Here is a 15,593-nt window from a genome sequence, read left to right as displayed (position 1 = left end):
ATCACCTTCGTCATCGCAGCCGTCAAAGTCGTCTTACCGTGGTCCACGTGGCCAATCGTGCCTACGTTCACGTGGGGCTTCGTTCTCTCAAACTTCGCTTTGGACATCTCTGCCTACCTTTCAGATCGAGCTCTAAACAAAATTCAGGACTACTGTCAGCCCGCCTTCTTGATCACGGCCTCGGCCACATTATTGGGCACCTCGGCGTACTTCTCGAATTCCATCGAGTAAGTCGCGCGGCCCTGTGACATGGAGCGCAGCTCCGTCGCATAGCCGAACATCTCCGCCAGCGGCACCTCGGCGCGGATGATCTTGCCCATGGCCGAATCATCCAGGCCCTGAGGCAGGCCGCGCCGGCGGTTCAGGTCGCCCATCACGTCGCCCATGTATTCCTCGGGCGTGACGACCTCCACCTTCATGATGGGCTCGAGCAGCACCGGACTCGCCTTGGCCGCGCCTTCCTTGAAGGCCATCGAGCCGGCGATCTTGAACGCCATCTCGCTCGAGTCGACGTCGTGATAGGAGCCGTCGTACAGCGTGACCCGGCAGTCCACCACCGGATAACCCGCTATCACGCCATTCTCCATCTGCTCCCGGATGCCCTTGTCCACCGCGGGGATGTATTCCTTCGGCACCACGCCACCGACGATGGCGTTTACGAACTCGTAACCCTCGCCCGGCTCACGCGGCTCGATCTTGATGTAGACGTGACCGTACTGGCCGCGGCCGCCGGACTGGCGGACGAACTTGCCTTCCTGTTCGACCGGGCTGCGAATCGTCTCCCGGTAGGCCACCTGGGGCTTGCCCACGTTGGCTTCCACCTTGAACTCGCGCTTCATGCGGTCGACGATGATCTCCAGATGCAGCTCACCCATGCCGGAGATGATGGTCTGCCCGGACTCCTCGTCGGTGTACACCCGGAACGAGGGATCCTCTTTCGCCAGCTTCTGCAGGGCGATACCCATCTTCTCCTGGTCGGCCTTCGTCTTGGGCTCGACGGCCACGGAGATCACCGGCTCCGGGAACTCCATGCGCTCCAGGGTGATGATGTCCTTGGGATCGGTCAGCGTGTCGCCGGTGGTGACGTCCTTCAGGCCCACGGCCGCGGCAATATCGCCGGCGCGCACTTCCTTGATCTCCTGGCGCTCGTTCGAGTGCATCTGCAGCAGACGGCCGATGCGCTCGCGCTTGCTCTTCACCGGGTTGAACACCGTGTCGCCCGAATTCAGCACGCCGGAGTAGACGCGGAAGAAGGTCAGGTTGCCGACGAACGGGTCGGTGGCGATCTTGAAGGCCAACGCCGCGAAAGGCGCATCGTCCTTGGACGGGCGGGTGGCCTCGGTCTCGTCCTCGAGGATGCCGTGGATCGGCGGCACGTCGACCGGCGACGGCATGAACGCGATCACGCTGTCCAGCATCGCCTGCACGCCCTTGTTCTTGAACGCCGAGCCGCACATGGTGAGCACGATCTCGTTGGCGAGCGTGCGCGCGCGCAGACCCTTGATGATCTCCTCGTTCGTGAGATCACCTTCTTCCAGGAACTTGTCGAGCAGCTCTTCGTTGGCCTCGGCCGCAGCCTCCACCATCTGCTCCCGGTACTCCGCTGCCTGGTCGGCGAGCTCCGCCGGGATGTCCTTCTGCTCGTAGGTGGCACCCATGTTGTCCTCATCCCAGTAGATCGCCTTCATGCGGAGGAGGTCGATGATGCCCTTGAAGTTCTCTTCTGCGCCGATGGGCAACTGGATGGGCACTGCGGTGGCGCCCAGACGGTCCCTGACCTGCTGCACGACGCGCAGGTAGTTGGCGCCGGCGCGGTCCATCTTGTTGACGAACACCATGCGCGGCACCTTGTACTTGTTGGCCTGCCGCCAGACGGTCTCGGTCTGCGGCTCGACGCCGCCCACCGAGCACAGCACGGTAATCGCGCCGTCCAGCACGCGCAGCGAACGCTCCACCTCGATGGTGAAGTCGACGTGGCCGGGCGTGTCGATGATATTGATCCGGTGCTCCGGATACTGCTGGTCCATGCCCTGCCAGAAACAGGTGGTGGCGGCCGAAGTAATGGTGATTCCCCGCTCCTGCTCCTGCTCCATCCAGTCCATGACCGCAGCACCGTCGTGCACCTCGCCCATCTTGTGGGAGATGCCGGTATAGAACAGGACGCGCTCGGTCGTAGTCGTCTTACCGGCATCGATGTGGGCCATGATGCCGATATTGCGATAGCGCTCGATTGGTGTCTTACGTGCCACGGGAAATTCCTCGAAGAAAAGGAGTCGACTCAGTGCCGCCAGGGGCCGATCACCAGCGGTAATGCGAGAAGGCCTTGTTGGCCTCCGCCATCCGGTGCGTGTCTTCCTTCTTCTTGACAGCGGCGCCGCGGTTGTCCGCAGCCTCCATCAACTCGTGAGCCAGGCGATGTGCCATGGATTTCTCGCTGCGCTTGTGCGCAGCCTCGATGACCCAGCGCATGGCCAGGGTCTGCCGGCGCTGGGGCCGGACCTCGACGGGCACCTGGTAGGTGGCGCCGCCTACGCGCCGGGACTTCACCTCGACGACGGGCTTCACGTTCTCGAGTGCCGTCTCCAGCACTTCCAGCGAGGCGTCTCCGGCCTGGCCGCTGCGATCGGCGATGCGGTCCAGCGCGCCATAGAGGATGCGCTCCGCGACGGACTTCTTGCCATCGATCATCACCATATTCATGAATTTGGCGAGCAGCTCGCTCCCGTACTTGGGATCGGGGAGGATTTCGCGCTTCGGTGCCTGGCTACGTCTGGACATGTTCGATCTCGATCAGCGATATCGGGTTATAAGTATCGTTTTGCGGTAGGGATCAGGACTTCGGACGCTTCGCGCCGTACTTCGAGCGACCCTGCCGGCGGTCGTTCACGCCCGCGCAGTCCAGCGTGCCGCGCACGGTGTGATAGCGCACGCCGGGCAGGTCCTTCACACGACCTCCGCGAATCAGGACCACCGAGTGCTCCTGGAGGTTATGGCCCTCGCCGCCGATGTAGCTGGTCACCTCGTAGCCGTTGGTCAGACGCACACGCGCGACCTTGCGCATGGCCGAGTTCGGCTTCTTCGGCGTCGTGGTGTACACACGGGTGCACACGCCGCGCTTCTGGGGGCTGCCCTCCAGCGCCGGCACCGCACTCTTCTCCGCCCGCGACTTGCGGGGGTTCCTGACTAGCTGATTGATCGTGGCCATGGGCCTTCCACTTGTGTCTAAAAAAATCCAAATCCGAACGGGCAGGCGCGTGACGTACAAGACTCACGCGCAAAAGCCGCCTGCCGTGCCGTTTTGAGCGACCCGCCAGACGTGCCGTAGAACCGTGATACCTGCCCTGGCATCCGGCCCCAGAATTATATAAGGCCGGCAGCGGCCGGCCTCAAGGCAAGGCCGGGCATTTTATGGACTCCCGGCCACGGGTGTCAAGCAGCGGGCGGGCCCCCGACAAACCGGGGACCCGGCCGCCACAGGCGTCACTCGTCGGTCGTGGTCTCTTCCTCCACGCCGGCCTCTTCGGCGCCCTCTTCGTCGGCCCCGGCCGCCTCGGCCTCCGCAGCCTCGGCTTCCGCAGCCTCCGCGGCACCGGTCTCCAGCTCCTGGAGCTGCTCGGCCAGTTCCTGCTCCCGGGTGCGCCGGCGCTCCGCGTGATGCGCGAAGCCGGTACCGGCCGGGATCAGGCGCCCGACGATCACGTTCTCCTTCAGTCCCCGCAGATCGTCCTTCAGGCCCCGTACCGCGGCCTCGGTGAGGACGCGGGTGGTCTCCTGGAAGGAGGCGGCGGAGATGAACGACTCGGTGGCCAGCGAAGCCTTGGTGATGCCGAGCAGCAGCGGCTCGTAGCGGAGCGGCTCCTTGCCCTGGGCCTCCATCTGCTCGATGGCTTCCAGCGCACGCGCGAAGTCGATCTGCTCCCCGCGCAGGTAACTGGTCTCGCCCGGATCGCTGATGATCACCTTGCGCAGCATCTGGCGGATGATCACCTCGATGTGCTTGTCGTTGATCTTCACGCCCTGCAGGCGGTAGACGTCCTGGATCTCGCGCACCAGGTAATCCGCCAGCGGCTCGACGCCCTGCAGGCGCAGGATGTCGTGCGGGTTGGGTTCGCCGTCCGCGATGACCTCGCCGCGCTCGATCTGCTCGCCCTCGAAGACGTTCAGGTGGCGCCACTTCGGAATCAGCTCCTCGTGGCTCTCGCCCTCCTCGTCGGTGATGATCAGGCGGCGCTTGCCCTTGGTCTCCTTGCCGAAGCTCACCGTACCGGTGTATTCGGCCAGGATCGCCGCCTCCTTGGGCTTGCGGGCCTCGAACAGGTCGGCCACGCGGGGCAGACCGCCGGTGATGTCGCGGGTCTTCGAGGACTCCTGGGGGATACGGGCGATGACGTCGCCGACGGTGACGGTGTCGCCGTCACGCATGTTGACGATGGCACCCGCCGGCAGCGCGTAGACCGCCGGGATATCCGTGTTGGCGAAGTTGACCTCTTCCCCGTTCTCGTCCACCAGCTTGGCGAGCGGACGCAGATCGCGGCCGGAACCGCCACGCTGCTTCGGATCGGCCACCACCGTGCTGGTGAGGCCGGTCATCTCGTCCACCTGCTCGGTGATGGTGACGCCCTCGACGAAGTCCTGGAACTTGATGGTGCCGGAGACCTCGCTGACCACGGGGTGGGTGTGGGGATCCCACGTCGCCACCACCTGGCCGGGCTCGACCTCGTCGCCGTCCTGGACCGAGATGATCGCGCCGTAGGGCACCTTGTAGCGCTCGCGCTCGCGGCCGTACTCGTTCATGACGGAGAGTTCGCCCGAGCGGGAGACGGCCACCAGGTAGCCCTTCTCGTGATGCACGGTCTTGATGTTGCTGAGCCGTGCCACACCCTTGGTCTTGATTTCGACGCTGTTCACGGCGGCCGAACGGGAGGCCGCACCGCCGATGTGGAACGTGCGCATCGTGAGCTGGGTGCCCGGCTCGCCGATGGACTGCGCCGCGATCACGCCCACGGCCTCGCCCACGTTGATGCGATGGCCGCGTGCCAGGTCTCGTCCGTAGCACTGGGAGCACACGCCGTAGCGAGTCTCGCAGGTGATGGGCGAGCGCACCTTGACGTGGTCGATGGAGAGCTCCTCGAGCAGCTGCACGCTGGTCTCGTCCAGCAGCGAACCGGCGTCCAGCGCCACCTTTTCGGTGCCGGGGATCATGACCGGCTCGGCCACCACCCGGCCCAGCACGCGCTCGCGCAGGGGCTCGACCACGTCGCCGCCTTCCACCAGCGGGATCATGTCGATGCCGTTACGGGTGCCGCAGTCGTCTTCGGTAACCACCAGGTCCTGGGCGACGTCCACCAGCCGGCGGGTGAGATAACCCGAGTTGGCGGTCTTCAGCGCCGTATCGGCCAGACCCTTGCGGGCGCCGTGGGTGGAGATGAAGTACTGCAGGACATCCAGGCCCTCGCGGAAGTTCGCGGTGATGGGCGTCTCGATGATGGAGCCGTCGGGCTTGGCCATCAGGCCGCGCATGCCGGCGAGCTGACGGATCTGCGCAGCCGAGCCACGGGCGCCGGAGTCGGCCATCATGTAGATGGAGTTGAACGACTCCTGCTCCACGACCTTGCCGTCGGCGGCCGTCACCTCGTCGGTGCCGAGCTTGTCCATCATGGCCTTGGCCACCTGGTCGTTCGTGTGCGACCAGATGTCCACCACCTTGTTATACCGCTCACCGTCGGTCACCAGACCGCTGGAGTACTGCTCCTGGATCTCCTTCACCTCGGCCTCGGCCCGGGCCAGGATCTCCGTCTTGACCTCCGGCACGACCATGTCGTTGACGCCGATGGAGACACCGGCGCGGGTCGCATAGTGGAAGCCCATGTACATCAACTGGTCGGCGAAGACCACCGTCTCCTTCAGACCGACGTTGCGGTAGCAGCTGTTGATGACGCTGGAGATAGCCTTCTTGTTCATGTCCCGGTTGACCTGGTCGAAAGACAGGCCCCTGGGCAGGATTTCCGAGAGCAGCGCGCGGCCGACCGTGGTATCCACCAGCCGCGTGCGGGTGATCATCTCGCCCTCTTCGTCCGCGACGGTCTCCGTCAGGCGCACCTTGACGCGTGCCTGCAGATCGGCGATGCCGGCCTCGTAGGCGCGGTGCACCTCCTTCACGTCGGAGAAGTAGATGCCCTCGCCGGCGGCGTTAACCCGCTCGCGGGTCATGTAGTACAGGCCCAGCACCACGTCCTGTGACGGCACGATGATGGGGTCGCCGTTGGCGGGCGAGAGGATGTTGTTGGACGACATCATCAGCGCCCGCGCCTCGAGCTGTGCCTCGATGGACAGCGGCACGTGGACGGCCATCTGGTCGCCGTCGAAGTCGGCGTTGAAGGCCGTGCACACCAGCGGATGCAGCTGGATGGCCTTGCCCTCGATCAGCACCGGCTCGAAGGCCTGGATGCCGAGACGGTGCAGCGTGGGCGCCCGGTTCAGCATGACCGGATGCTCGCGGATGACCTCCTCCAGGATGTCCCAGACCTCCGGGCCCTCGCGCTCGACCAGGCGCTTGGCCGCCTTGATGGTGGCCGCCTCGCCCCGCAGCTGCAGCTTGGAGAAGATGAACGGCTTGAACAGCTCCAGCGCCATCTTCTTCGGCAGGCCGCACTGGTGCAGCTTCAGCGTCGGGCCCACCACGATGACCGAACGGCCCGAGTAGTCGACGCGCTTGCCGAGCAGGTTCTGGCGGAACCGGCCCTGCTTGCCCTTGATCATGTCGGCCAGCGACTTCAGCGGGCGCTTGTTGGTGCCGGTGATGGCACGGCCGCGGCGGCCGTTATCGAGCAGCGCGTCCACCGACTCCTGCAGCATGCGCTTCTCGTTGCGCACGATGATGTCGGGGGCGTTCAGCTCCAGCAGGCGGCGCAGCCGGTTGTTGCGGTTGATCACCCGGCGGTACAGATCGTTCAGGTCCGAGGTGGCGAAACGACCGCCGTCGAGCGGCACCAGCGGACGCAGATCCGGCGGCAGCACGGGCAGCACGGTGAGCACCATCCACTCGGGACGGTTGCCCGACTCCAGGAACGACTCCAGCAGCTTCAGCCGCTTGGACAGCCGCTTGATCTTGGTCTCGGAGTTGGTGCCGTCGATCTCCTCGCGCACCTTCATGACCTCGCCGCGGAGATCCATCGTCTTCAGCATCTCGAACACGGCCTCGGCGCCCATGCGGGCGTCGAACTCGTCGCCGTACTGCTCGATGGCCTCGAGATACGCCTCGTCGGACAGCAGCTGGCAGCGCTCCAGCGGCGTCATGCCCGGATCGATGACCGTGAAGGCCTCGAAGTAGAGCACCCGCTCGATCTCGCGCAGCGTCATGTCCAGCATGAGTCCGATGCGCGAGGGCAGCGACTTCAGGAACCAGATGTGGGCCACCGGGCTCGCGAGCTCGATGTGAGCCATGCGCTCGCGGCGCACCTTGGTCTGGGTCACCTCGACGCCGCACTTCTCGCAGACCACGCCGCGGTGCTTCAGGCGCTTGTACTTGCCGCACAGGCACTCGTAGTCCTTGATGGGGCCGAAAATCTTGGCGCAGAACAGACCGTCACGCTCCGGCTTGAAGGTCCGGTAGTTGATGGTTTCCGGCTTCTTCACCTCGCCATAGGACCAGGAACGGATCATGTCCGGGGAGGCGAGGCCGATGCGGATCGCGTCGAAATCCTCGGTCGGCGTCTGTGTCTTGAAGAGCTTCAGTAGGTCTTTCATATCATTCGGCCTCCAGCTCGATGTTGATACCGAGCGAGCGGATTTCCTTGACCAGGACGTTGAACGACTCCGGCATGCCGGCCTGCATCTGGTGCGTGCCGTCCACGATGTTCTTGTACATCTTGGTGCGCCCCTGCACGTCGTCGGACTTGACGGTCAGCATCTCCTGCAGCGTGTAGGCGGCACCGTAGGCCTCCAGCGCCCACACCTCCATCTCGCCGAAGCGCTGGCCGCCGAACTGGGCCTTGCCGCCCAGCGGCTGCTGGGTGACCAGGCTGTACGGTCCGGTGGAGCGGGCATGCATCTTGTCGTCCACGAGGTGGTTGAGCTTCAGCATGTACATGTAGCCGACGGTGACCGGGCGCAGGAACTGCTCGCCGGTGCGCCCGTCGATCAGGTTCGCCTGGCCGCTGGTGGGCAGATCCGCCAGCTCCAGCAGGCCCTTGATCTCCGGCTCGTCGGCGCCGTCGAACACCGGCGTGGCCATGGGCACGCCGTTCACGAGGTTGCCGGCCAGCTCGACGATCTCCTCGTCGGAGAATTCGTCCAGCTGCTCCTTCTTGCCGCCGCTCTTGTTGTAGACCTCCTCGAGGAAGCCGCGGATCTTCGCGGTGGCCTCCTGGGCCCGCAGCATGTCGCCGATTTTCTTGCCGAGGCCCTTCGCGGCCCAGCCGAGATGAGTCTCCAGCACCTGCCCGACGTTCATGCGCGAGGGCACGCCGAGCGGGTTCAGGACGATGTCGACCGGCGTGCCGTCCTCCGTGTAGGGCATGTCCTCGACCGGAACGATGGTCGAGATCACGCCCTTGTTGCCGTGGCGACCGGCCATCTTGTCGCCCGGCTGCACGCGGCGTTTCACGGCCAGGTAGACCTTGACCATCTTCAGCACGCCCGGGGCGAGGTCGTCGCCCGCGGTGATCTTCTGCTTCTTCTCCTCGTAGCGGCGGTCGAAGTCCTCGCGCTGGGCCTTCAGGCGCTCGGCGGTGCGCTCGAGCTCCTCGTTGGCCTCCTCGTTCTTGAGGCGGATCTCGAACCACTTCTCACGCGGCGTCTCGTCGAGATACGCCTTCGTGATCTTGCTGCCGGAGGCGAGCTTGTTCGGGCCGCCCTCGGCCACCTTGCCGAGCAGCATGCGCGCCATGCGCTCGAAGATGTCGTCCTCGAGGATACGCAGCTGGTCGTCCAGGTCCTTGCGCACGCTCTCGAGCTCCATCTTCTCGATGGACAGCGCGCGGGCGTCCTTCTCGACGCCGTCGCGGGTGAAGACGCGCACGTCGATCACCGTGCCGTCCATGCCCGGCGGCACCCTGAGCGAAGTGTCCTTCACGTCGGATGCCTTCTCGCCGAAGATGGCACGCAGCAGCTTCTCCTCCGGCGTGAGCTGGGTCTCGCCCTTCGGCGTGACCTTGCCCACGAGGATGTCGCCGGCGCCGACCTCGGCGCCGATGAAGGCGATGCCCGACTCGTCCAGGTTGGCCAGCGCGGAGTCGCCCACGTTCGGAATGTCGGCGGTGACGTCCTCCGGCCCGAGCTTGGTGTCGCGGGCGACACAGGTCAGCTCCTCGATGTGGATGGTGGTGAAGCGGTCCTCGTGCACCACCCGCTCGGAGATCAGGATGGAGTCCTCGAAGTTGTAGCCGTTCCAGGGCATGAAGGCCACGAGCAGGTTCTGCCCGAGGGCCAGTTCGCCCAGATTGGTCGAGGGCCCGTCGGCCAGCACGTCGCCCCCGGCGATCACGTCACCGGCATTCACCAGCGGACGCTGGTTGATGCAGGTATTCTGGTTGGAGCGGGTGTACTTGGTGAGGTTGTAGATATCCACACCGGCCTCGCCCGCCTCGGTTTCCTCGTCGTTGACCCGCACCACGATGCGTGAGGCATCGACGGAATCGACCACGCCGCCGCGGTCGGCGACCACGGTCACGCCGGAGTCGATGGCCACGGCCCGCTCCATGCCGGTGCCCACGAGAGGCGCCTCGGAGCGCAGCGTCGGCACGGCCTGGCGCTGCATGTTCGAGCCCATCAGCGCCCGGTTGGCGTCGTCGTGCTCCAGGAACGGGATCAGCGACGCGGCCACCGAGACGATCTGCTTCGGCGAGATGTCCATGTAGTCGATGATGCTCGGGTCGGCCAGCGTGAACTCGTTGCGGTGGCGGACCGAGACCAGCTCGTCGGAGAATCGGCCCTTGGCGTCCAGTACCGCGTTGGCCTGGGCCACCACGTACTGGCTCTCCTCGATGGCCGACAGATACTCGATCTTGTCGGTCACGCGGCCGCTCTCCACCTTGCGATAGGGCGTCTCCAGGAAACCGTAATCGTTGGTGCGCGCATACACCGACAGCGAGTTGATCAGGCCGATGTTCGGGCCTTCCGGCGTCTCGATGGGGCAGACCCGGCCGTAATGGGTGGGGTGCACGTCGCGCACCTCGAAGCCGGCCCGCTCGCGGGTCAGTCCGCCCGGGCCCAGTGCCGAGACGCGCCGCTTGTGGGTGACCTCGGACAGCGGGTTGTTCTGGTCCATGAACTGGGACAGCTGGCTCGAGCCGAAGAATTCCTTCACCGCAGCCGCCACCGGCTTGGCGTTGATCATCTCCTGAGGCATCAGACCCTCGGTCTCGGCCTGAGTCAGGCGCTCCTTCACGGCGCGCTCGACGCGGACCAGGCCGATGCGGAAGGCATTCTCCGCCATCTCACCAACACTGCGCACACGGCGGTTGCCGAGGTGATCGATGTCGTCCACCGTGCCGTAGCCGTTGCGGATCTCGATCAGCGTCTTCATCACGTCCAGGATGTCGTCCTGGGACAGGATGCCGGAGCCGGTGATCTCGTCACGGCCGACCCGGCGGTTGAACTTCATCCGGCCGACGGCCGACAGATCGTAACGCTCCGGGTTGAAGAACAGGTTGCTGAACAGGTTCTCGGCGGCCTCCTTCGTGGGCGGCTCGCCCGGGCGCATCATCCGATAGATCTCCACCAGCGCCTCGAGCCTGGTGGTGGACGGATCGATGCGCAGGGTATTGGAGATGTAGGGTCCGCGGTCCAGGTCGTTCACGTACAGGGTGCGGATGTGCTCGATGCCCTTCTCGATGAACAGCTGCACCATCTCTTCGGTGATCTCGTCGTTGGCGGCTGCCAGCAGCTCGCCGGTCTCGGTGTCCACGACGTCGTGGGCGAGGATCTTCTCCTCGAGATACTCGGGCGGCACCACCAGCGATTCCAGTTCCGCCTTCTCGAGATCGCGGACGTGCTTCGCGGTGATGCGGCGGCCCTCCTCGACGATCGTCTTGCGGCCGATCTTGATGTCGAAGGTGGCGGTCTCGCCGCGCAGGCGCTGGGGCACCAGGCCCATGCGGATCTCCTTCTTCGACAGGTAGAAGTCGTTCTTGTCGAAGAAGATGTCCAGCATCTCCTCGTTGGTCAGACCGAGCGCGCGCAGGATGATGGTCACCGGCAGCTTGCGCCGGCGGTCGATACGGGCGAACAGGGCATCCTTCGGGTCGAACTCGAAGTCGAGCCAGGAGCCCCGGTACGGGATGATGCGGGCGGAGAACAGCAGCTTGCCCGAAGAGTGGGTCTTGCCCTTGTCGTGGTCGAAGAACACGCCCGGCGAACGGTGCAGCTGGGAGACGATGACCCGCTCGGTGCCGTTGATGACAAACGTGCCGTTCTCGGTCATCAGCGGCAGTTCGCCGAGATAGACCTCCTGCTCCCGGATGTCCTTGACCGGCTTGGGCGTGCCCGACGCCTCCTTGTCGTAGATGACCAGGCGCACCTTCACGCGCAGAGGCGCCGCGTAGGTGAGGCCGCGCAGCTGGCACTCCTTGACGTCGAACACCGGGTCGCCGAGCCGGTAGCTGACGTACTCCAGCGCGGCGTTACCGGAATAGCTGACGATCGGGAAGACCGTCTTGAACGCCGCGTGCAGGCCGATCTCGTCCCGCGCGTCCTCGGACTTGTCCGTCTGCAGGAACTTGCGGTAGGAGTCGAGCTGAATCGACAGGAGATAGGGCACGTTCAGGATACTCGGACGCTTGCCGAAGTCCTTGCGTATGCGCTTCTTCTCTGTAAAGGAGTAAGCCATTAGAGATTACCTCTGTACGGACATATGAATCTGTCGGGCGCAGGAAAGCCGGCCGGCGGCAATGACGCCGCCTGCCGGTTCCTGGTCGCACGGGCGGGGCCCGCGCATGGTCAGTTGAGTACCCTCAAGTCGTTCGCTATAAGCAGTATTCGCTCGCTTACTTGAGCTCGACGCTCGCGCCGGCCTCTTCCAGCTGCTTCTTGATCGCCTCGGCATCTTCCTTGGAAGCGCCTTCCTTCACGGTGGTGGGCGCACCCTCCACCATGTCCTTCGCTTCCTTCAGGCCGAGCCCGGTGATGGCGCGGACCGCCTTGATGACGGACACCTTGTTGCTGCCGAAGCTGGTCATGTGGACGTCGAACTCGGTCTTCTCTTCGGCGGCTGCGGCTTCACCGCCGCCTGCCGGACCCGCGGCGACTGCCACCGGAGCGGCGGCGGACACGCCCCACTCTTCCTCCAGCATCTTCACCAGTTCCACCACTTCCATGATGGGCTTCGCGCTCAGTTCCTTAAGCAGCTCTTCGTTGGACATTGCCATTTTCAAATTCCTCTCGTGTTTCCTGAATCAGTATCTGATCAATATGTTGCAAAGGCTCATGCAGCCTGCTGGCTGTAGGCGCCGAGCGTGCGTGCCAGCATGGCGGACGGTTCCGCCAGCGTGCGCACGAGCTTCGAGGCCGGTGCCTGCAGTACGCCGAGCAGCATCGCGCGGGCCCCGTCCATCGTGGGCAGGCTCGCGAGCCGGTCGAGCTCCGCACCCGGGTAGAGTTCTCCGCCGGTGGACAGAGACACGGCTTTCAGTGCCCCGTGCTCCTTGGCGAAGTCCTTGATTACCCTCGCTGCGGCGCCCGGATCCTCCGTCGAGAATGCGAGCAGGATCGGCCCTTTCAGGGTCTCCGTCATGCACTCGAACCCGGTACCGGATATCGCCCGGCGTGCCAGCGTGTTTTTCACCACACGCAGATACACCCCGGCGTTCCGGGCCTCGGTCCTGAGCGCCGTCATCTCACTGACGGAAAGACCTCGATACTCCGCCGCCACGGCGGAGATGGCCTCACCCGCGACAGCATTCACCTCGGCAACGACTGCTTTCTTCTCTTCCAGTCTCAGTGCCATAGAGTTCCTCCTGGCTGTCGGTCTGACTCGGACGGCATTCCCTGTCCGTCCACCCGTTTTGTCGAAACGGTGACCGTCGCCAGCAGCGTGCAGCCTCACTGACTCAGGGTTCACCATCTGCGCAGGCTTGCGGTGATTAAGTTTCTGCCCGTTGACAGAAACACCTGCGGTCTTCGACGATCCGCCGGGCCATCCGGCCCGGCATGCTGCGGCCCGCGAACGGGCCGCCACATCTCTCTATCAGGCCTCCAGAGAGGACTGATCGACTGCGATACCCGGGCCCATGGTCGAGGAAACGGTGAGTTTCTTCAGATAGGCACCCTTCGATGCAGCCGGTTTCGCTTTCCTCAGGTCCGCGAGCAGCGCGTTCAGATTCTCGCGCAGCGCCGGGACCTCGAAATCCGCCTTGCCGATGGGGCAGTGGATGATGCCCGACTTGTCCGTGCGGTAACGCACCTGGCCGGCCTTGGCGTTCTTCACCGCTGTCTCCACGTCAGCGGTAACCGTGCCGACCTTCGGGTTCGGCATCAGTCCGCGGGGACCCAGAATCTGGCCCAGCTGGCCGACCACCCGCATGGCGTCCGGCGTGGCGATGACCACGTCGAAGTTCATCTCGCCGCCCTTGATGGTCTCGGCGAGATCTTCGAAACCGACGATGTCCGCACCCGCGTCCTTCGCCTTGTCGGCGTTGTCGCCCTGGGCGAATACCGCCACGCGCACCGTCTTGCCGGTACCGTTCGGCAGCACCGTCGAGCCGCGGACCACCTGGTCCGACTTTCGCGGATCCACGCCCAGATTGACGGCCACGTCGATGCTCTCGGAAAACTTCGCGTTGGCCAGGTCCTTCAGCAGGCCCAGCGCCTCGTCCAGCGGATAGGGCTTGCCCGGCTCCAGCTTCTCGCGGATGGCGGCCTTCCTCTTGCTCATCTTCGCCATGATCAGACCCCCTCGACTTCCAGGCCCATGCTGCGGGCCGTGCCGGCGATGGTCCGTACCGCGGCGTCCAGGTCGGCTGCCGTCAGGTCCGGGTTCTTGGTGTTGGCAATCTCCTCGAGCTGTGCCCGGGTGACCTTGCCCACCTTCTCGGTGTTCGGCGTGCCGGAGCCCTTCGGGACGCCGGCAGCCTTGCGCAGCAGCACCGCGGCCGGCGGCGTCTTGGTGATGAAGGTGAAACTGCGGTCGTTGTAGACCGTAATCACCACCGGCACCGGCAGCCCCTGCTCGATGTTCTGCGTGTCGGCGTTGAACGCCTTGCAGAATTCCATGATGTTCACGCCGTGCTGACCCAGCGCAGGGCCGACGGGCGGACTGGGATTGGCCTGCCCTGCAGGCACCTGGAGCTTGATATAGCCCGTTACTTTCTTTGCCATCTAGATCTTCCTCACGGGTGCGAACGCCTCTCGGCTCCCCGTCGTCAGTCTCGGGCGGCCGCCGCGGCGACCGTCACAAACACGGGTCAGACCTTCTCGACCTGCCCGAAGTCCAGTTCCACCGGCGTGGAACGGCCCAGGATCTGGACCGCTACGCGGAGGCGGTTCTTGTCGTAGTTCACGTGCTCGACCACGCCGTTGAAGTCGTTGAACGGCCCGTCGGTCACACGCACGACCTCGCCGGGTTCGAACAGCACCTTCGGCCGCGGCTTGTCTACGCCTTCCTTCACGCGCTGGAGGATGGCATCGGCTTCCTTGTCGCTGATGGGCGCAGGCCGGTCGCTGGAGCCGCCGATGAAGCCGAGCACTTTCGGTACGTCCTTGACCAGGTGCCAGGTCTCGTCGTCCATCTCCATGTTCACGAGCACGTAACCGGGGAAGAACTTGCGCTCGCTGCGCCGCTTCTGCCCTTCGCGCATCTCGACCACCTCTTCGGTGGGCACCAGGATCTCCCCGAACTTGTCCTCCAGTCCGGCGAGCTTGATGCGTTCCTCGAGCGACGACTTCACCTTGTGCTCGAAATTCGAGTACGCGTGAACGATGTACCAACGCTTGGCCAATGCTTTACCCCTGCAGTAGACGGCCCGGCCGCCTAGCCGGCATGCCCGGTCAGGTAGCGGGTGATCAGGAGCAGGATCGAATCCAGCCCCCAGAAGAACAGGCCGAGGATCAGCGTGAACACGAACACCGCGATCGTCGTCTGGGTGGTCTCCTGCTTGGTCGGCCAGACCACCTTGCGGATCTCGATGCGCGAGCCCTGGATGAACCTCCAGAGCGCCTGGCCCTGGGCGCTTGTCATGCCCACGCCGATACCGACGCCCGTGGCGACCAGCACCATGAGCACCCGCAGCGGCAGCGCAAGCTCCGAATACCAGTAGTAGCCGAAGATGCCCGCCACCAGGATCGCGGCGGCGGCTATCAGCTTGACCGTATCCAGCGCGCCGGGTTCCGGTGTTTCAGTCTTTGCGTTCATGCTTGCACGTCGACCCGGATCGAATGGCAGGCCAGGAGGGACTCGAACCCCCAACCTGCGGTTTTGGAGACCGCTGCTCTGCCAGTTGAGCTACTGGCCTGCAATATCTGTCCGGATTTCAAATGAATCGGGCCTGAAGGCCCTCCTGCATTGTTTAATCGATGATTTTCGCGACCACGCCGGCGCCCACGGTACGGCCGCCCTCGCGGATGGCGAAGCGCAGTCCGTCCTCCATGGCGATCGGTGC

13 protein-coding genes and 1 tRNA gene are annotated in these 15,593 nt (G+C 64.7%); all 14 read right to left on the bottom strand.

The genetic code is table 11. From position 1 onward, the window contains the following. A partial coding sequence (locus tag ACJMKZ_RS18710; RefSeq protein WP_405234752.1) for a GTP-binding protein occupies nt 1-107 on the bottom strand: 107 nt, incomplete at its 3' end. 48 nt (nt 108-155) lie between these two features. Beyond that, a complete protein-coding gene (gene fusA / locus ACJMKZ_RS18705) occupies nt 156-2,204 on the bottom strand; it encodes an elongation factor G (RefSeq protein ID WP_405234751.1) in 2,049 nt (682 codons plus the stop codon). A 94-nt stretch (nt 2,205-2,298) separates the two neighbouring features. Continuing rightward, entirely contained in the window at nt 2,299-2,778 is a 480-nt protein-coding gene (rpsG, locus tag ACJMKZ_RS18700) for a 30S ribosomal protein S7 (RefSeq protein ID WP_405234750.1), read from the bottom strand. A 52-nt stretch (nt 2,779-2,830) separates the two neighbouring features. Next, nucleotides 2,831-3,205 (bottom strand): 30S ribosomal protein S12, encoded by a 375-nt coding sequence (gene rpsL / locus ACJMKZ_RS18695; RefSeq protein ID WP_405228409.1) that lies wholly within the window; start codon nt 3,203-3,205, stop codon nt 2,831-2,833. A 275-nt stretch (nt 3,206-3,480) separates the two neighbouring features. Further along, nucleotides 3,481-7,746, bottom strand: coding sequence for a DNA-directed RNA polymerase subunit beta' (gene rpoC, locus ACJMKZ_RS18690; protein WP_405234749.1), 4,266 nt, complete (start codon nt 7,744-7,746; stop codon nt 3,481-3,483). A gap of 1 nt (nt 7,747) precedes the next feature. After that, nucleotides 7,748-11,827, bottom strand: a complete 4,080-nt coding sequence (gene rpoB / locus ACJMKZ_RS18685) for a DNA-directed RNA polymerase subunit beta (RefSeq protein WP_405234748.1) — start codon at nt 11,825-11,827, stop codon at nt 7,748-7,750. A 157-nt stretch (nt 11,828-11,984) separates the two neighbouring features. Beyond that, the gene (gene rplL / locus ACJMKZ_RS18680) at nt 11,985-12,365 is read right to left on the bottom strand and encodes a 50S ribosomal protein L7/L12 (RefSeq protein WP_405234747.1); all 381 of its coding nucleotides are present in this window, start codon (nt 12,363-12,365) and stop codon (nt 11,985-11,987) included. A 56-nt stretch (nt 12,366-12,421) separates the two neighbouring features. Beyond that, nucleotides 12,422-12,943: a 50S ribosomal protein L10 gene (rplJ, locus tag ACJMKZ_RS18675; RefSeq protein ID WP_405234746.1), complete on the bottom strand. Its 522-nt coding sequence runs from the start codon at nt 12,941-12,943 to the stop codon at nt 12,422-12,424. A gap of 240 nt (nt 12,944-13,183) precedes the next feature. Next, entirely contained in the window at nt 13,184-13,879 is a 696-nt protein-coding gene (gene rplA / locus ACJMKZ_RS18670) for a 50S ribosomal protein L1 (RefSeq protein ID WP_405234745.1), read from the bottom strand. A gap of 2 nt (nt 13,880-13,881) precedes the next feature. Then, entirely contained in the window at nt 13,882-14,313 is a 432-nt protein-coding gene (gene rplK / locus ACJMKZ_RS18665; RefSeq protein ID WP_405228421.1) for a 50S ribosomal protein L11, read from the bottom strand. Nucleotides 14,314-14,399: 86 nt separating this feature from the next. Beyond that, nucleotides 14,400-14,933, bottom strand: coding sequence for a transcription termination/antitermination protein NusG (gene nusG / locus ACJMKZ_RS18660; protein WP_405234744.1), 534 nt, complete (start codon nt 14,931-14,933; stop codon nt 14,400-14,402). 32 nt (nt 14,934-14,965) lie between these two features. Next, nucleotides 14,966-15,346, bottom strand: a complete 381-nt coding sequence (gene secE, locus ACJMKZ_RS18655; protein ID WP_405234743.1) for a preprotein translocase subunit SecE — start codon at nt 15,344-15,346, stop codon at nt 14,966-14,968. Nucleotides 15,347-15,370: 24 nt separating this feature from the next. Then, nucleotides 15,371-15,446 (bottom strand) — tRNA-Trp (locus ACJMKZ_RS18650). 54 nt (nt 15,447-15,500) lie between these two features. Further along, nucleotides 15,501-15,593, bottom strand: a 93-nt coding sequence (locus ACJMKZ_RS18645) for an EF-Tu C-terminal domain-related protein (protein ID WP_452233302.1), incomplete at its 5' end; no start/stop codon positions are given.

The sequence above is a fragment of the Lentisalinibacter salinarum genome, assembly GCF_040706555.1.
In the GTDB taxonomy this organism is placed as follows: domain Bacteria; phylum Pseudomonadota; class Gammaproteobacteria; order Steroidobacterales; family Woeseiaceae; genus Lentisalinibacter; species Lentisalinibacter salinarum.
This window is presented reverse-complemented; position numbering and strand designations above follow the sequence as displayed.